The organism is Arthrobacter sp. B0316-1-20, from assembly GCF_059091865.1.
Window position 1 is genome coordinate 70,033 of sequence record NZ_JBNHHC010000018.1, and the last position, 17,430, is coordinate 87,462.

Sequence of the window (17,430 nt, forward strand, 5' to 3'; positions counted from 1 at the left end):
ATCGGTTGGAACTGGGCCCGCGCACGCCGGAGCGCTCGGGCTGGGGATACCCTGCTGGGGGTTAAGTAAAGACCCCTCATGCACCTGCCAGAGCCCGCTTACCCTTGCTACCTTCCGGTCCTGGGGGAGTTCACAGGATGACACCGCATGAGGGGCCGACGAATAGTCTACCCGACTCCCGACGGCGTGCCGAAATCACCGGCGGCGCTGCCGGCGGCCTCCCACCAGCGCAGCACGCGGGCGCAGCGGAGGGTGGCCCAACGGCTGATGTCCTCGGGCGTCCAGCGGAACCACAACCGACCTGGGTACGGCCGATAGCCGCCCCAGTTGCCCGGGCTGCGCCGGTGCGAGGCGATCGCCTTCACGGCCATCGACATCCGGTCATCGCGCGGGCAGTCCTCGGCGCGGAAGTACTCCAGCCCGCGCAGGATGTCGAAGTGCCATTGCGGCGGGAACCGGAACTGGGCCAGCGTAGGATGGGCGACCCCGCCGGTGCGGTGCGAGCGGTAGAGCGAATGCATCAGCAGGAATTCGCGGCCGCGGGCCTCGGCGGCGGCAACCGGGAGCGGTCCGCCGCTGTGCCGGTAGGCGGCCAGCGCCTCCAGCGTGCTGATGGTGGTGTGGAAGGAGCCATGCTTGTCCGGCGAGGTGTGCGGCTCGCAGTTCCAGCCGCCGTCGTCCAGTTCTTCGGCAAGCAGCCAGGCCACCGCGTCGTCGATTCGGGAATCGCCGTCGAGTCGCTGGCCCAGCTCCGAGCTGACCAGCACGGTCATCGCCGTGACGCAGTTTTCGGCCCGCTTCGGATGTCGCCCAAAATCGAGGCCGCCGTCGAAGTACTCCGCCCCGTCCAACAGCCGAAGGCACCCGGAAACGGCCTGCGGGTGCCCGGCCGGCAGGCCAAGCCAGTGCAGCAGCAGCAGGGTGAACATGGTGGAGGTCCACTTGGGGTTGTAGAGCCCGCCGTCCCAGCTGCCGTCCGGATCTTGTGCCTCGAGCAACAGCGCCCCCCAACCGCTGACCGGAATTTTGGCCTGCGCTTTGGCCACCTCAGGGTCGGGCGCGTCGCAGAGGTCGCGCAAGGTTTGGAACTGGATGGATGGGTCGCCGGCCAGCAGCCAGTCCACAATGCGCGCCGATGGAGTGCTGCCTTCTGTGGGCGGATCGCTGGCCACGGCGCCTCATTCCCCTCGGATGAAGGCTTCCCCTGAGCCCTTCACCTCTTCTATGGCGATATCTTGCCACTGCCGGATTCAGGCTTCCAGAGCGGACGGTCCGATGCGTCCGGCCTGCAGGGAATTCGTTCCGGCGGGTCCCACGACGCCTGCTTCGACGCCTGCGGATGCTGCGCGGAGGCATCCACTCTGCCTCCGACCGATCAGGCATTGCGCCCTTCGCCCGGAACTCCCCGGCCGCCTCCCCGATTCGGCAGATCGGCCCGGTTTCGGGTACTCTGGTATCTGCTCTTGTGAGCAAACATCTGGAGGATTCGCCTAGCGGCCTATGGCGCACGCCTGGAACGCGTGTTGGGTTCACGCCCTCGGGGGTTCAAATCCCCCATCCTCCGCCAAGAACAGCGGCCCCGATCTGCACTGCAGACCGGGGCCGCTGCTTTCCTTTAACGACGGCGACGGCGACGGGTAACTTGGGTGGGCGGACCACACCTGACGACGGCGGTAGTGCTCGGCGCTGCCTAAATAGCCTGTGGCGCCCAACCTTCCGCCGTAACTTCCCACGTATAGCAGTAACTTCCTACGTCTTGGAGGAGAAAAAGCCCCTGACCTGCGCGTTTATTTCAGTGAACGCTGAAATATGGGAAGTTGCGGCAGGAGTTCCGATCGCGTCGGGCGTACTGCCGTCAGGCCTGCTGACCAAGGCGGGCCGTCAGCCTGCTGGAGCCCGCAGAGCCTCAGGCCTGCTGCCTGAGCCGGGCCAGGCGGCGGCGGGCGGCGGCTTCGCTGGGACCGGTCTTACTCAGGCCCAGCCGGACGACGCCGAGCACGATCTTGGTCGCGGGCTTAATCAGGATCCGCAGCGGCGGCGGAGTGCTTGGCCGCAGCCCCAGCAACCGGCGGTAGTTCGCTGGGAGGGTTTCGACGGCGGCGGCGAAAAGAATGCGGTAACCCAGCCGTTGGGACCGGGGCAGCGGCGGGTGGCGGACGAACGAGACCGTCTCGGCCGTGGCGGGCGAGGCCACGAGCTCCGGCCCGAAGCTGGCCAGTTGGCTGCGCAGTTCCGCGTAACTCCGAGGCGGGTCAGCGATCTGCATGAGTTCACCGGCCTTGGCCCATTCGGCGACGTAACGGTCCGGCCCCCCGGGCAGTGGCCTGCCGTACGTGAGATAGGACGTCACAAAAGCATCGGTGAAGGTCAGGTGCACCCACCGCAGAAGATGCGGATCATTGGCGTAGTACGACTGCTGCTCGCTGGCCGCATTGGCGTAGGTGCCGCGGACGCGTTCGTGTAGGTGCAGCACCATGTCGCAGGCAGACTTGGCCGCGGCGGTGTCGCCGTAGGTAACGGTAAAGATCCAGCGGATAGTGTTGGCCAGCCGGGCCAGCGGAGCCTCGCGGTACGCGGAGAAGTCATCCACACCGGCCAGCGCCCCAGGGTGCAGTGTCTGGGTGAGCAGGGAACGGATGCCCGCCACCAGCGTGGTCATCGAACGGTGGACCTCCCAGACCGCGGAATCCGGCGCGAAGTAGCCCTCGTCGTCGCCGTCTTCCAACGCCAGTTCCCACTGCGGGACTGTTTTGCTCTGACCAGAGAAGGTGCCGCGCAGTTCGTCGCGCCAGCGAATCAGGATGTTGCCCACACAGCCATTATGAGTGTGCGGGCGGAGGTTGTGCAGGGGAGAAGTGGTCTCCACGCGCTCGCTGGGGCTCGCTTGGCCGCCCACCGGCGTCGACCGCGGGGCTCCGCGCGGTCGACCCGCCGGCGGGCGGGCGCTGCTACTTCTTGGCGAGCAGTTCCGGGTAGTACTTCTCGGTCACGTCCGGGTGGGCGCGCAGCCGTCCCTTGAGCATGTTGGCGCCGAAGCTGGAGAGCATCGGGTTGGTCGGGTCGTCGGTGCGTCCGCGGGACTCGGCCTTGAGCTCGGCCGGCAGCGGGACCGGATCGATCACGGCGTCCAGGCGCGGCGACCAGAAGAACGGCACCGAGTAGCGGTCCACGCCGGGCGGCGGCGCCTGCACGCGGTGAATGGTGGCGGTGATGTAGCCGTCGGTGGCTACCTCCAGCATTTCGCCCAGGTTTACCACCAGGGCGCCCTCGATCGGCTCCACCGGCAGCCATTCCTCGGATTCCGGCGGCCGGACCTCCAGACCGCCGACCATGTCCTGCAGCAGCAGGGTGACAAAACCGTAGTCGGCGTGGACGCCCACGCCCTGGTCGCCGGCTTCTTCCACGACGCCGCCCACGTAGTGCACCAGCTTGCCCATCCAGTGCGGGGTATCCGCGAACGGCTCGTCGAAGTAATCCTCCGGCAGGCCCAGCCCGACGCCGATGGCGGACAACAGGTCGTGGCCCACCGAAGACATCAGCTCGGCCCAGGCCATCGCCTTCTCACGCAGGTCCGGCTGCACAGCGTCCGGCCACTGGTTCGGGCCGCGCAGCAGCCAGTACTTCTGGTCCTCGGAGTAGTCGGTGACCGGCTCGCTCTCCGGCGAGTAGTCCAGCTGCTCGCGGGCATCGGCCCGGCCCTGGGTCCGCTCGGTGCCCATCCGGGTGTAGCCGCGGAAGTGCGGGGAATTCCGGTTGTCCAGCTTGAGCCGCTCCTCCAGCGGCAGCTCGAAGAAGCGCTTGATCGCGTCGAAGAGCTCGGCCACCTGGCCGTCGGCCGCGCCGTAGCCGACAATCTGGAAGAAACCGACGCGGTGCGCGGCGTCGCGCAGCTGGTCGATGAAGTCCGGATTGAAGCTGCCGTCCGCCAGCCGGGCGGTGCTCATGTCGAGTACTGGAATGGATCCCTCGAAAGCGTTCATGCTGGCAGGCTAGCACCGGCTCCGCTGTCAATTATTACGGAGGTTACGAATTGCTGCGCCGGCAAAGTTTTGCTTGACTCCCGGGGAGATCAGGCGTGAAATACACCCCCGGTTACGCGGTGTTACAGCGTCTGCGCGATCGCGGCCCAGGTCCGCAGGAACGCCGCGCCGGCCTCCTCATGCACGGCCTTCGGGAAACCCAGGTGGGCCGCGGTCAGCACCGGATACGGCTTCTGCGGCACGCCCTCCGCCGGCCGTACGTCCACGTGCAGCACGGCATGGCCGTTGTGGTGCAGCAGGTCGGACATGGCATAGTCCGTGCGCGAATCGCCCATGGTCCGCCAAGCATGCGGCACCACGCCGTCGGCGGCCAGCATTTCCAGCGCCCGCTGCGCGCCCAGGTCCTTGCCCAGCTGCACCGATTCGATGTCCGTGGCGATGATGTTCGGATCCACCCGGTAGTCAATCCGGTCGTCGCTGTTCGGCAGGTGCTGATCCAGCCGGGTGGCACCCATGTCGAACCGGCCCATTAAAGCCAGGACCTCGGCGTCGAATTTTTCCTGAACCCGGCGGTACTCCCGGTTCTCGGTGCCCACCACCTGCTCCACGGACACCATGGCCTTTTTGGTTTCGTCGAAGAACATGAGGCTGGAGTAGCCCGAGCTGACCAGCTTGCGCACCTCGGCGGCGAACTCCTGCGGCGGGGCCAGCGAGTGGTCCACGTGGATGGTGCCGGGGCCTTCCGCCGTGAAGCTGAACCAGACGGCGCCCTTCTCGCAGACCGCATAGCAGCGCACCCCTGCCGGCATCCCGGCTGCCAGCATCGGCTCCATGACCTGCTCGCGGATGAAATGGTCCGAGCGGCCGGTGTTGAACACGATCGGCCAGCCGCGCTTGGCCATCACCAGCAGCGAGTAAATGATCTCGGGCGGAACCGTGCGGGTCACGGGGGAGGAGACCGGGCCGTCCACGTCCAGCAGCAGCCCGATGGGTGGCTGCTCGGGGCGGGCGGGGGCACGGGCTGTGAGTGTCATGATCCCAGTATGGCCGCGTGCCCGGACGGTTGGCACCCCTCCAGTTTTTCCCAAGCCGGGCGGGCAAGATGGGTCCTGTATATCCATTGGGGAGTGGAAGCGGTACCGCAATGACAACGCTAATTGGGGATAGCGCGGTCGCATCGGAACCGGAAGGCAGCACGAGCCTGCCGTCCGGTCTGTCGCGCCGTGTGTTTGGAGTTTTGGTTGGCGCCGGCGTGGCCGGCGCGGTGGGTGGTGCCGGCTTGCTGGCGGCGAGCCATCAACGGGCAGGCGGCGCGGGGCCGGGCGGCGTGGAAACGTCCTTCGGCAGTGTGCGGTTGCTGTCCGCGGAGCGCCAGCATCGGTTGGCGTACGACGGCGGTGTTCCCGCCTCGGGCGCCGGGTCCTCCACTGCGGCGGGGCCGGGAACGGCGGGGTCTGTGGCCAGCGCAGCACCGGGCGGGTCCGGACACGCGGGCCACGGTGCCATCGTGGCGACGGCACCGCAGCCGGCGAACATGACCTGGGGCGACCACTTGCTGGTGGAGCTGGAGGTGCACAACGCCTCGGACGGACATGTGCTGTTCGCGCCCGGACAGCTGCGGCTGAAGGTCGGCGACGGCGGGCCGACGGTGACCAACCGGGAATCGGGCGAGGCCGTGGCGCTGCCGCCCGGGAGCGCCGAACGCTTCTGGATCAGCTTCCTAGTGCCGGCGGACGCGCAGAGTATCTCCGCGGAGTTCACCGATCCGTGGCTGCATTCCGCGCCGCTGCAGCTCCAGCTGCCGCGGGTGGCGCTGCGGCCCGGCTGGCTGGACGAAGGCGGCCATCATGACTGAACAAGTTCCGGAACCGGATTACGGCGCAGCGGGCGTCACGGCCATCACCGCCGCTGCCGGTGCGGAGTACGGGCTGCCGGAGGAATCGCCGGACGCAACCGGTGTGGGGCGCTGGAACTTCCTCAAATACGGGGCCGCCGCCGGGCTCGGCGCGCTGGCCCTGGGCGGACTGGGCGGTGCGGCACCGGCCCAGGCAACGGCGGCTGGACCGAGGAGCCCCGCCCAGTCCGTCGCCACCGGAACCCGGCCCTCCGCCGTCGTGCCCCTTCCGGGCGTGCTGGACCTGTACATCAACGAGGGCTACCTGAAGATGGTGGACGACTCGCTGGTCTACCACCGCGGCTTCGGCGACCGTCCCACCGGGCTGCGCGATGCGTCGCCCAGCCTGGCGGTGGTGCCCAAGGTGTTCACCGCAGACGGCCGGCTGCTGGAATCGCGGACCTATCCGTTGGGGGCCGCGCTGCCGCCGCGCGGCACGCCGCTGCCGTACGGTCCGGACCCGGCGAATCCCGGGCAGTACTTCATCCGGCGGAACCACTGGGCCAGCTACTTCCCGGCGCGCACCATCATTGCCGAGACCGGCTCGACGCTGCGCTTCCGGGTGCACAACCGGCTGGCCAAGGACCATGAGTTCGTCCTGCACGACGTCGGACCAGACCACGCGGACGCCGGCACCGGTCCGATTGCGCCGGGGGAGAGCGCCCTGCTGGAGCTGCCCTGCCCGCCGGCCGGCACCTACATTTACACCGATCCGACCAACGCGCCGGTCGAGCGGACGCTGGGGCTGTTCGGTGCGCTGGTGGTAATGGACCCGGTGCACCAGTGGGACATCACGCCCGGCAGGGCCAGCTTCGAGCGGCAGTGGGTGTGGATCTGCCACGCGGTGGAGTCGAACTGGGCGGCGATCGAGGCCGCCGGCGGCACCGTCGACCCGCTGCAGACCAAGGCGGTGCCGCGGTACTTCACGCTCAACGGGCGCAGCGGCTACGAGTCGCTGGCGATGACCCGCAACGAGGCGCTGAACCTGGCCAGCGAAGAGGAAACCCTGGTCTCCGGGTATCCACGGCAGCTCGACGTGCGCCAGTTCGGCGAAGGCACCACCGCCGGCACCCTGCGCGGCGGCCAGCTAGTGCGGCTGATCAACCCCGGCATCGTCTACCATCAGATCCACTTCCACGGGAACCACCTCTGGACCGTGCGGCGGAACAACTACCACTGGCCGCGGAAAGACGGGTACGTGGACAAGGAGGGCCACGTGGTGCTGCAGCAGTGGGAGGACGTGGTGGAACTGAAGCCGATGGACCGCAAGGACTGCATCATCCCGGTCAAGCGGCCGCCGGACGCGCTGGACCCGGTCTGGTACGCCCGGACCACGGACTGGGAGTACCCGATGCACTGCCATGCCGAGCCGTCGCAAACCGCCGCGGGCGGCATGTATCCGGGCGGCCTAGTGGCGCACTGGAACCTGAAGGCACCGATTCCCGGGGAGGGAGCATGAGCAACGTGACCGTGCCGCTGCGGCGGGACCCGGACGATCGGAAGTCCACCCAGCAAGCCAAGCGCGAGGCGGAGAAGGCCCGCAAGCGCGCCGAAGCGGAAGCGCGCAAGCGGAAAGAGGCGGAAGCGCGCAAGAAGAAGGAGGCGGAGGCCCGCAAGAAGAAGGAGGCGGAGGCCCGCAAGAAGAAGGACGACGACGACCGGAAGCGCCGCGGCAAGCCCACACCCGCTCCGGCACCGAAACCGACGGCGACGCCGAAGCCAACTGCGACGCCGAAACCTAGCGCGACGCCCAAACCGACGGCAACCCCGAAACCCACCGCGACGGCCGCGCCTACAACTGCACCGACCAGCTCGCCGACCAACAATCCCACCGCCGGGCCGACGCCGGAGCCGACATATCAGCCCACGGAGGCACCGACGTCGTCCCCCAGCGGGGAACCCACCCAGCAGCCGACGCAGAGCCCGCGGCCGGGCGACGACGACCGCCCGCGGCACAGGTTCCGCAGCCAAGTGGACTTCAGCTCCGACCAGCTGGACCTGGACCGCCCGGTCACAGAGTTCAAGCAGACGCCGCACTCGTCCGTCTACCTGGAGGTCTTCAACCGGGACCTGCGGTTCGACGACGGCGCGGAGTTTGAGATGTGGAGCTTCGATTCGCCGCAGTCCGGCCGCGGCTTCCCCGGGCCGCTGATCCGACCGCTGGAAGGGGAGATCTTCCACGCCACCGTGCACCCGTCAATGGGGCCGCACACCATCCACTGGCACGGGCTGGAGCCTGACCCGCGCAACGACGGCGTGGGGCACACCTCCTTCGAGATCGGCGGCACCTACACCTACCAGTGGGCGCCGGAACCGGGCCGGCCGGGAGACCCAAACTACGGCGCGGCCGGCACCTACTTCTACCACTGCCACGTCAACACCGTGCTGCACGCGCAGATGGGCATGTTCGGCCCGGTGATCGTGGACCCGGTGGTCCACCCCGACTACCCCGTGACACCGGGAGCGCGGCGGGCATTTGTCGACGGGCCGGAGTACGACATCGACACCGAGTCCATCTTGATTCCATACTCGCTGGATCCGCGCTGGCATGAAATGCACCACGCGGCCGGGCTGTCCGGCGAAGACATGGGGCTGAACCGCTTCGAGCCCAAGCACTTCTACCTGATGGGCGGCGAACTGGCACACCGGCGCTCCGGCGACAACCGGGTGTGGAGCCTCTCGGCGCTGCGGGCCAACGTGGCCGGCGGCGCGAAGAAACCCACGCTGCTGCGCATCCTGAACGCCAACTACTTGCCCAACCAGATGCACTTTACAACGGCGGACGGCGAACCCGTGCGGATGGCGGAGCTGATCGCCCATGACGGCCGGCCGTTCCGGGACACCTCCGTTCCGGGAGCGCCGTCGCCCACCTGCCGGGAAGCCGGCTACCCGCTGATGACCGACGTGCTGGCCTTCGGCGCCGCCGAGCGGTTCGACGTGATGCTGCATCCGCCGGAGCCAGGGAAGTACCGGCTGCGGGTTGAATGGGAGGACTGGATTACCGGCGAGATCCTGGGCGTCCGTGAAGTGCCGATCACCGCTGCCTAATACCTAGGACGCCGCGGCGTCCCGGCCGGCGGCGACGGCGCCCCGCAGCGTAACCATTTGGCCACGGTCGGCGGCTCCCAGCGGTTTGCGTTTCATTCAGCGCCGGAGTTCCTTAGGCTGGGTCCGTGATCTTCAAAGCCGTCGGCGACCATCGTCCCTATCCCGAACATGGCCACATCAGTCCCAAGGATTGGGCCGGCGTGCCGCCGCGCCAAGTGCGCCTCGACGAGCTGATCACTACCAAATCCACGCTGGACCTGGATGCCCTGCTGGCCGAGGACTCCACGTTCTTCGGCGACCTGTTCCCGCATGTGGTGCAGTGGAACGGCAACCTTTATCTGGAAGACGGACTGCACCGCGCGGTCCGCACGGCGCTCCACCAGAGGGCCGTCTTGCACGCCCGGGTCCTGGTGGTCGATGACTGATACCAGCCTCCCGCCGCTGCCCGAACGCGAGCCCGAGCAACACTTGGACTGGCAGGGCCGCCGCGTCATCACCGAAGACGACCTGGACGTTGCCTTCGAAGACGACGGCAATGTGGAGAAGCCGCACATCTACCACCGCCGGATCCTGCACGGCGTGGTTTTGGTGCTGCTGGTGGGGCTGGTTATTGCCGCCGTGCTCACCGCCATGGCGGTGGCCCGCGGAGACCTGAAAATCCCTGGCTGGGGCCCACCGCCGCCGCCCGAGCCCATCACCTGTCCGGCCGGCATTTACGACTATCCGGACAATGACTCCTTCCGGCTTAACGTCTACAACGGCACGCAACTTGAGGGGCTGGGCAGTACGGTGGCCTCCCAACTGGCGAAACGTGGCTATGACATCGGCTCGGTGGGCAACAAGACCTTGAGCTTCTACGGCATGAGCGCCGTGGTGGTATCCGGCAAGGCGGGTGAGGCCAACGCCTTCAACCTGCAGCGGAACATTCCGGACACCGAGTACGTGGCCGATGACCGCGCCGACGACAGCGTGGACGTAGTGGTGGGCGCCGGCTACAAAGAACTGGTTCCCGCCAAGCGGGTGGACCAGACGCCCGGCATGCTCAGCTGCCCGCGGCTCTCGCCCTCGCCCACTGAGCCAGCGGAATAGCGCCTCAGGCGGCGCGGACGGCGCGGCCGCCGTTCCGGCCGTGCGCGAAGAAGTACAACAGCGTGGCCAGCACCATCACCACGGCCAGCATCAGGTACATGCCCGGGTAATCGAGCACCGGAATCAAAGCACCCAGGATGATGGGCCCGAGCCCTGAGCCGACGTCGAGCATCAGGAAGAACGTGGAGGTGGCGGTGCCGATCCGCAGGGACGGCGACACCTTGACCGCAATAGCCTGCGCGCCGGACATCACGGTGCCGAAGCCGATGCCGCTGAAGATCGCCGAACCCACAATGGTCAGGAGGGTGGGCTCCGGAACCAGCAGCAGCAGGCCCAGCACGAACGAGATCAGCGTGGGGTACATGACGCTGTTGTCGCCGCGCCGGTCTTGGATGCGGCCGGCAAACAGGCGGGAGACCAGCACGGCCCCCGCGTAGACCATGAAGAACACGCTGGCGGTCGCGGCGGAGCCTCGCGTCTCCGCATACGAGGTGAGGAAGGTCAGAATGCCGGAGTAGGAGGCTCCCGCCAGCAGGATGACGCAGGCGATCGGCAGGGCGGCCGTTTCGAAGATATCGCTCAAGGTCATCCGGAACCGGCCGGGGCGCTTTGCGGCGGGCAGTTCCGGCACCCGCAGGAACAGGGCCACCACCAAGGCGGCGACGGAAGCCGCGGCGCAGAAGTAGAACATGGCGTTATAGTTGCCCAGCCCGGCCAGCAACACGCCCACAAACGGGCCCACCGCCGTCGAAAGCGTGGTGGACAAGCCGAAGTAGCCGGTTCCCTCGCCGCGCCGGGTGTGCGGGATCAGGCTCTGCGCGGAGGCGGCGACGGCGGTGGTGCCGGCGCCAAAGGCCATGCCGTGCACAATGCGGAGCACCAGCAGCCCGGCCAGCGATCCGGTGGGAATGTACAGCAGCGAGGCGACCACGAAGACGGCCATGGTCACCAGGATCAGCCTGCGGCGACCGACAAGGTCCAGCAGCCGACCCGCGAAAATCCTGGCGATGACGGAGCCCAGCACAAACGCGCTGGACGCGAACCCGGCGGCGGTGTCGGACGCCTGGAACCGATCCACGGCATAGAGCGCCATGGTGGTCATCAGCAGGTAGAAAACCATGGAGATGAACAGGTTGACGACGATCGCCAGGATGAAGTTCTTCGTCCAGAGTTTCGCCGGTTGCTGATCCATCCCGCTATCAGTCCTCTCCACAGTCGGGCCGGACGCCGGCCGTTGCCAATAAGTGCCCGTGCAGCCCTGCGGAACCGACCTGCAGGGGCGCAGCAAAGGTGCTCCGCCGCCGTCGCTCACGGGACGGCGGACGCCACAGTCAAAGGGAAGCGGACCATCGCGGGACAGCAGGAGGGCCGTCAGCCGACGTCGGAAAGTCCGTGGCAGGACTCCTCATCCGAGGAGTGCCAAGCCTTTTCACTCTACTCCCGGCCGTGGTTCCAGCCAGCAGGAAGCGATATGACGTTCGACACCGGGCTGGGTGCGACGTGGCAGCGTCGGATACCTGGCAGCGGCGCACGCCCGGGCTGCCCTTGCACCCTTCAACAACCTATCGCCTTCGGGGTAGCATGTCGGCCAAGCGCCGCCGGACGGCCGTCCAACAAGCGGCCGGGCGGCCAGCCGGCCAACGGGCAGAACGAGGAGAAGACGATGGGCGAGGCAACTGCGGAAGCGCCGTCAGCGGACCTGCTGGTGGACCTGATCATCTCTTTGGACGGCTATGCCTCGGCCGAGGGCTGGCCCGGCTGGTGGGGTATGGAGGGGCCGGAGTACCTGGCCTGGCTCGATCAGGAGGCGCAGAAGGACTACACCCTCCTGATGGGGGCAAACACCTATCGACTGATGTCCGGGATGTCGGCGGAAGCTGCGGCACAGGATGCCGGCTTCTCCACGGAGGAGGAGGCCAGCCTGGCCGGTCTGGCCGCCGTGCCGAAGGTGGTGTTTTCCTCCACCGTGCAGGAGCCCTTGGCCTGGCCGAATACAGAGCTGGTCGCCGGGGACGCCGTCGAGGCCGTGAAGGAAATGAAACGGACCAGAACAGGGACCCTGAGCACACTCGGCAGTCTCAGCCTCACCCGTTCGCTGCTGACCGCGGGCCTAGTGGACCGGTTCCGGCTGGTCGTCTTCCCGGTGATCACGGGCAAAACGGGGTCCGAGCGGATCTACGACGGCTACCCCGACGTCGCACTGGAAATGGTGGACAGCAGGACCTTCGACGGCCGGCTGCAGCTGCTCGAGTACGTCCCCACCCTGCTGGACGGCCCGCCTGTCCGCGGACCGCAGTGAGGCCGGGGACCAAAGTGGGTTAACAGCAAACCGGCAGGCCGCCCGAAAGCGTCCTGCCGGTGCCGGTGCCGGTCGGTCAGGTCAGTTGCAGCCGTCCGGGCCGCACACCGCGCCGTCGGCGCTGGCCGACTGCGGCAGCACGGTCAGCGGGCTGCGCTCTTTCCATGCCTGCCGGATCGCCTGCGCAAACGCCTCGGCCGGCTGCGCGCCGGAGATCCCGTACTTGCGGTCCAGCACAAAGAACGGCACCCCGTTGACACCCAGCGCGCGGGCCTCGACAATATCGGCGCGGACCTCCGCGGCAAAGCGGTCGCCCGCCAGCGTCTCTCGGACCTCTTCTTCGGGCATCCCCAGTACGACGCCGGTGCTCACCAGGTACTCCATGTCGCCAATGTCCTTGCCCTGCTCGAAATGACCGGACAGCAGGGCTTCCTTGGCCTGGTCCATCAGGCCGTGTTCCTTGGCCAGGTGCAGGAAGCGGTGCGCCGTGAAGCTGTTGGCCACCACCACCTTGTCGAAGTCGTAGTTCAGCCCCTCGCCCGCGGCCTGCGCGGTCACATGGCCGAACATCTGCTTGACCTGCTCCTGCGGCATGCCCTTGATCCGGGACAAGTATTCGGTCTCGGTGCCGTCGTAGTGCTCCGGCAGCGTGGGATCCAGCTGGTAGCTGCGCCACTCCACGTCAATCTGGTCCTTGTGCTCGAAGCCCTCCAAGGCCGTCTCAAAGCGGCGCTTGCCGATGAAGCACCAGGGGCACGCAATGTCTGACCAGATCTCAATCTTCATGGACACGTCAACATAATCTGCTCGTCAGCTATTCCGCGCGTCCAGCTCGCCCTCGCACAGCCGGCGGACCACGTCGGTGAGCATGTGCAGTCCTGCAACGATGTCCTCATCCCGGGTGTACTCGTGCTCGTTGTGCGAGATTCCCTCTACTGAAGGAACAAACAACATCACCGTCGGAACAATGTCCTTCATATTGGTCGAGTCGTGCCCGGCCAAGGTCTTCACCTTCCGATAGGACAGCCCGAGGTCGACCGCAGCCTTCTCAGCCAGATCCACGCCCTCGGGTTGGTAGGGCATCACGGGCCAACAGTGTGAGCTGCCCTTCTCAATCCGCACGTTCGCTGCCTGCTCGATCTCCAGCATCCGGTCATGCAGGATCTGGTCCGCCTCAGCCAGCACCGCTTCATCCGCAGACCGCAGGTCCAGCAGCAGGTTCACCCTGGACGGCACCACGACCGGAGAATTGGGATACACGTTCAGCTGTCCCACGGACGTGTGCAGCACGCCGGGGAACCTGTCAGCGATCTCGCGTGCCGCCACAACCAGCATGGACGCTCCCAAGAGCGCATCCTTTCGGTCCGTGATCACCGTAGAGCCGGTATGCGACTGCTCCCCGTGGACAACGAACTCGTACTTGTTGGCTGCCCAGTTTGAGTCCACCAGACCGATGGTCACGCCAGCGCGCTCCATACTCCTGCCCTGCTCAATGTGAATCTCGGCGCAGAATGCTGCTGTCGGTCCCGTTCCGGATCCTAGGCAGCCGATGGACTGCAGCGCCTCGGATACCGTGATGCCGTCGGGATCCTCCACGGCTAGCGCAGCCGCCGCGGCCATCTTTCCCGTGTAGACGGAACTGCCCATCATTGAGGGCTTGAACCGGGCTCCCTCCTCGTTGAACCAGTTCACGACCGCCAGGTTGTATGGCGGCACGACGCCGGTGGAGCGCCATTCGGCTGCCAGCCGAAACGCGGCGTGCGCCGCGGCGAGAACGCCGTAGGCGCCGTCGTACTTGCCCGCTGTCGGCTGGGAGTCCAAATGAGACCCCACCACAACGTACGGAGCGTCTGCGGCCAATTCCAGCAGACCAAATTGGTTGCCCACCTGGTCGAACTCAACCCGGAACCCCTCCGACTCCAGCAATTCGGTGAACCACCGCCGCTGCTCGCCATCTGCTGCCGACCCAGCCAGCCGATGCACGCCGCCGTTCTCGGTCGCACCAAATTGGCTCAGCACGCTAAAGTCCCGCACGAACCGCGCGTCTTCGGTGGAAAATGTTCCGCTCATCGGGCTTCCTCCTGCTCTCCGGTCTTCGGCGATCGGACGGATGGATCCTGCAGTACGTGCAGTAGCGCGGGCTTGCCGCTGGCGGCGGCGCGGCGAAAGGCGTCCCGAAAATCCGAGGTTCGTTCCACTCGCTCGCCGTAGCCGCCGAAGGACTCGGCCCACTGTGCGAAGTCCGGGTTGGTCAGCGCCGTACCTGACGGCCGGTCCGGATATTCGCGTTCCTGGTGCTCGCGGATGGTGGCGAAGCAGCCGTTGTCCACCACGATGACCACCGGGGCGCTGTCGTAAGCCACCGCGGTAGCGATTTCCTGCCCGTTCATGAGGAAGCAACCGTCGCCCGCCACGGAGACTACTTGGCGGCCGGGGAAGATCAGCCCTGCGGCCACCGCCGCCGGGATCCCTACGCCCATCGCCCCATTGCGCGGTGCCACCAGGGAATCCGCTGATCTGTGTTGCAGATAGCGTGCCGGCCACAACGCGTGGTTCCCCGCGCCATACGTGATGACGGCGTCATCGTCGAGTTCCTCGCGCAGCACCGCCATGCACTCGGTAAGGTCTACACCGCGGCCGCCGCCGGTGGGAACCGGGGAGCTGAAGCGCTCGTACTCCGCGCGGGCGTCCTGCAGCCAAGATGGCTCTGCCGCGCTGGTGGTGACGCGCCCGGCCAGTGCTTCGATAAACGCCACAGGATCGGCCACAATATGCTGGTCCAACCGTCCGAAGTGTCCCAGTGTGTCGCCTGGCAATACGACCACGGTTTCGGCATCCAGACCAGCGGTGTAGCCATCGCTGAGCACGTCAGCGCGCGGACAGCCGATGAACACCAACAGGTCGGACTTTTCGAACCGTCCGGCGAGCGCGTCGCTGCGGGCGTAGCCGAGGGACCCTACGTAGCTGTCGCCGCCGTCGAGCCGGTGCGGGACTGCGTCATAGGCGCGGAAATCCGCCGCCACCGGGATGCCCCGCTCGGCCGCCCAGCGGGCCAACGCCTCACCGGAGCCCTGGGTCCAGCTTTCGCCCCCCACCACGATCATGGGCCGGCTGGCCTGTGCCAACCTCGCTTCGAATTCCTGGAGTGCCGACGGCGACGGGGCTGTCCCCGCCAAGGCGCGAGGGGGAACGGGGCCGCCGCCTGGGACGGCGTGAGTGAGCACGTCTTCAGGAAGGCCGATGACCACCGGGCCGGGACGGCCGCTGAGCGCCGTGTGGATGGCGTCGTCAACGATGGCGGCCGCCGAGGCAGCATGGTCGAGCGTCAGGACCTTTTTGGCGGTGCTGCCGAACCAGGCGTTGATGTCGAACTCCTGGAAGGATTCACGCCCGCGGTCTGCCACAGGGATGAGACCGACGAAGAGCACCAACGGAGTGGCGTCCTGGTAGGCGGTATGGACAGCGATGAACGCGTTCGCCGCGCCGGGACCGCGCGTAACCATGGCGATGCCGGGGAGCTTGGTCAGCCGGCCTTCGGCCAGCGCCATGAATCCAGCCCCTCCTTCGTGACGGGTGACAACTGTGCTGATTGAGGAATCGTGCAGGCCATCCAAGACGTCCAGGAAGCTCTCGCCCGGTACGCCGTAGACCCGCTTCACCCCGGCTGCCTCGAGCTGTGCCACGATCAGATGGCCCGCGCTGGGGCCGGGTTCGCCGGCCGTTTGCATGGCTGTAGTGCTCACGCTATTCCCTTCATTCGGTCATTGTCTCGTTCCATGCTGGCAGCCGGAAACCGCGAAGTAACTAGCTGAAGACAACCCCTTTGGCGGTAATACACTGTGCTCATGCACACCCCCGCTGACGACGACTCTGATCGCGCCTGGGCCAAGCTGGTCGAACGACTGCGGCAGCAGGCCGGACCATTGACGCAGGATTTTGTCACCAGAGTCCGGAACATCCCGGGTTATTCACAGAACCTTGTCGGTCCCGACGATTTGGAGGTTACGGCCGCCGGGTCCCTCCAACTGATCCTTGACTGCTTGGACGAACCTGCCTCCTATCCCGGGCTGCTGAAGTTTGCGGAGGAACTGGGTGCCCGGCGGGCGCGTCAAGGCGTTCCTCCAGAAGCACTGATCTCCGCGGTCCGGCTTGATTTCCCGGTGATATGGGGCATGCTCCTGGAGTTGTCAGGCCCTGAAGAAGCAGCGCTGCTGGCAAGACGGGTGGAAAGCGTGTGGAAGGTGGTTGACGACTATGCAACGGCCGCCCACTCCAGCTATCTGGCTGAGCGCATCATCATGGCCCGGGAAGAGGCGGGTGTCCGGCACGAGTTTGTGGCCGCACTTTTCGGGCCGGAGGGACAGCTGCCGGAAACCCGGAACCGCTTCGCCAAGGCTTTCGATGTGAACCCGGATGGCCGGTTTGTAATTGCAGCGGCGCAGGGCAAAGCAGCTGCATCACTCCGGCGGCTGGCGTCGTTTTCACACCGGGGGGCGCTGGCCTTTCTCCATCAAGCCGATAAATACACTTACGTGTTCTGGCCGGAAACGCAGGGGATGCAAAACCTCGACGACGTTCGGGTCCCGGTTCCGTTGGCGACAGTGGCATGCGGTGTTCACGGTCCGGTACATGGTCTCGGGGAGCTGATCCCGGCGGCGCGTATTGCGGGTGTGCTCAGCGACATGGTGACCGGCGGGGACCGGCAACCGTTGACCGTGGGCAAGGACTGGACCCGCCTCACCCGCTTGCGGATGGCGGGAATCGGGGTCGACGTTCGGGCCGGACTCGAGGCGCAGCTCGTCGAGTGCCGGCCAGACGAACGCGACCGGCTGGAGGAAACCGTGCTTTGCTTTATCCGCAACGGGAGTGTCACCGAAACCGCGGAGCAACTGTATTGCCACCGCAACACCATCTTGAACCGGTTGAAACGGTTTAAGGACCTGACTGGGATTGACCTCATGAAACCCGTGGAGGCTGCCAAGGTTGTGGTCGCTTGGGCCTGAGGTAAGGCCCCAGCCCGTAAAGCAGCTGCCCTAAACAGTGGCAGCAAGCGAACATCGTCGTCGGGCATTCCTGTGATGGTGTGCAGATGCCCAACCCGGGCGGCTTAAACGTGTGTG

15 protein-coding genes, 1 tRNA gene and 1 other RNA gene are annotated in these 17,430 nt (G+C 66.7%); 8 read left to right on the top strand and 9 right to left on the bottom strand.

Translation table 11 applies throughout. The features are described from left to right. Window positions 1–64: 64 nt before the first annotated feature. Window positions 65–160, bottom strand: an RNA gene (ffs, locus tag AC5RW2_RS25670) — signal recognition particle sRNA small type. 7 nt (window positions 161–167) lie between these two features. Then, window positions 168–1,172 (bottom strand): hypothetical protein, encoded by a 1,005-nt coding sequence (locus tag AC5RW2_RS25675; RefSeq protein WP_493964127.1) that lies wholly within the window; start codon window positions 1,170–1,172, stop codon window positions 168–170. A gap of 307 nt (window positions 1,173–1,479) precedes the next feature. Here AC5RW2_RS25675 and AC5RW2_RS25680 point away from each other — a divergent pair. Further along, window positions 1,480–1,567: transfer RNA gene (locus AC5RW2_RS25680), tRNA-Ser, on the top strand. Between the two features lie 339 nt (window positions 1,568–1,906). Here the strand turns inward: AC5RW2_RS25680 and AC5RW2_RS25685 are convergent. The 3 genes from AC5RW2_RS25685 to AC5RW2_RS25695 all read right to left on the bottom strand — a co-directional run bounded on the left by AC5RW2_RS25685 (window position 1,907) and on the right by AC5RW2_RS25695 (window position 5,014). Beyond that, entirely contained in the window at window positions 1,907–2,812 is a 906-nt protein-coding gene (locus AC5RW2_RS25685) for an oxygenase MpaB family protein (protein ID WP_493964128.1), read from the bottom strand. Between the two features lie 136 nt (window positions 2,813–2,948). Further along, window positions 2,949–3,980 (bottom strand): isopenicillin N synthase family dioxygenase, encoded by a 1,032-nt coding sequence (locus AC5RW2_RS25690; RefSeq protein ID WP_493964129.1) that lies wholly within the window; start codon window positions 3,978–3,980, stop codon window positions 2,949–2,951. 122 nt (window positions 3,981–4,102) lie between these two features. Further along, window positions 4,103–5,014 carry a hypothetical protein gene (locus AC5RW2_RS25695; protein WP_493964130.1) on the bottom strand — a complete coding sequence of 304 codons (912 nt, stop codon included), beginning with the start codon at window positions 5,012–5,014 and terminating at the stop codon, window positions 4,103–4,105. A gap of 110 nt (window positions 5,015–5,124) precedes the next feature. Between AC5RW2_RS25695 and AC5RW2_RS25700 the strand changes: the two genes are divergently transcribed. From AC5RW2_RS25700 to AC5RW2_RS25720, 5 genes are all read left to right on the top strand, one after another. Continuing rightward, entirely contained in the window at window positions 5,125–5,835 is a 711-nt protein-coding gene (locus AC5RW2_RS25700) for a hypothetical protein (protein ID WP_493952267.1), read from the top strand. Continuing rightward, entirely contained in the window at window positions 5,828–7,333 is a 1,506-nt protein-coding gene (locus AC5RW2_RS25705) for a multicopper oxidase domain-containing protein (RefSeq protein WP_493964131.1), read from the top strand. Before AC5RW2_RS25700 ends, AC5RW2_RS25705 begins: the two co-directional genes overlap by 8 nt. Further along, window positions 7,330–8,922, top strand: a complete 1,593-nt coding sequence (locus AC5RW2_RS25710) for a multicopper oxidase domain-containing protein (RefSeq protein ID WP_493964132.1) — start codon at window positions 7,330–7,332, stop codon at window positions 8,920–8,922. Before AC5RW2_RS25705 ends, AC5RW2_RS25710 begins: the two co-directional genes overlap by 4 nt. Window positions 8,923–9,047: 125 nt before the next feature. After that, window positions 9,048–9,347, top strand: coding sequence for a type II toxin-antitoxin system VapB family antitoxin (locus AC5RW2_RS25715; protein WP_493964133.1), 300 nt, complete (start codon window positions 9,048–9,050; stop codon window positions 9,345–9,347). Beyond that, window positions 9,340–10,011, top strand: coding sequence for a LytR C-terminal domain-containing protein (locus AC5RW2_RS25720; RefSeq protein ID WP_493964134.1), 672 nt, complete (start codon window positions 9,340–9,342; stop codon window positions 10,009–10,011). The genes AC5RW2_RS25715 and AC5RW2_RS25720 overlap by 8 nt, the downstream gene beginning before the upstream one ends. A 4-nt stretch (window positions 10,012–10,015) precedes the next feature. Here the strand turns inward: AC5RW2_RS25720 and AC5RW2_RS25725 are convergent, their stop codons facing one another. After that, complete coding sequence (locus tag AC5RW2_RS25725) at window positions 10,016–11,203, bottom strand: MFS transporter (protein WP_493964135.1); 1,188 nt, start codon at window positions 11,201–11,203, stop codon at window positions 10,016–10,018. A gap of 471 nt (window positions 11,204–11,674) precedes the next feature. Between AC5RW2_RS25725 and AC5RW2_RS25730 the strand changes: the two genes are divergently transcribed. Beyond that, window positions 11,675–12,310 (top strand): dihydrofolate reductase family protein, encoded by a 636-nt coding sequence (locus AC5RW2_RS25730; RefSeq protein ID WP_493964136.1) that lies wholly within the window; start codon window positions 11,675–11,677, stop codon window positions 12,308–12,310. An 81-nt stretch (window positions 12,311–12,391) separates the two neighbouring features. On the opposite strand, the gene AC5RW2_RS25735 is transcribed toward AC5RW2_RS25730, so the two are convergent. The 3 genes from AC5RW2_RS25735 to AC5RW2_RS25745 are packed head-to-tail and all read right to left on the bottom strand — an operon-like array spanning window position 12,392 to window position 16,038. Further along, the gene (locus AC5RW2_RS25735) at window positions 12,392–13,096 is read right to left on the bottom strand and encodes a DsbA family oxidoreductase (protein ID WP_493964235.1); all 705 of its coding nucleotides are present in this window, start codon (window positions 13,094–13,096) and stop codon (window positions 12,392–12,394) included. Between the two features lie 24 nt (window positions 13,097–13,120). Continuing rightward, the gene (locus AC5RW2_RS25740; RefSeq protein ID WP_493964137.1) at window positions 13,121–14,380 is read right to left on the bottom strand and encodes a M20 family metallo-hydrolase; all 1,260 of its coding nucleotides are present in this window, start codon (window positions 14,378–14,380) and stop codon (window positions 13,121–13,123) included. After that, a complete protein-coding gene (locus AC5RW2_RS25745; protein ID WP_493964236.1) occupies window positions 14,377–16,038 on the bottom strand; it encodes a thiamine pyrophosphate-dependent enzyme in 1,662 nt (553 codons plus the stop codon). The genes AC5RW2_RS25740 and AC5RW2_RS25745 overlap by 4 nt, the downstream gene beginning before the upstream one ends. A gap of 117 nt (window positions 16,039–16,155) precedes the next feature. Between AC5RW2_RS25745 and AC5RW2_RS25750 the strand changes: the two genes are divergently transcribed. Next, on the top strand, window positions 16,156–17,313 hold the full coding sequence (locus AC5RW2_RS25750) for an RsbRD N-terminal domain-containing protein (protein ID WP_493964138.1): 1,158 nt from the start codon (window positions 16,156–16,158) through the stop codon (window positions 17,311–17,313). Window positions 17,314–17,430 lie beyond the last annotated feature (117 nt).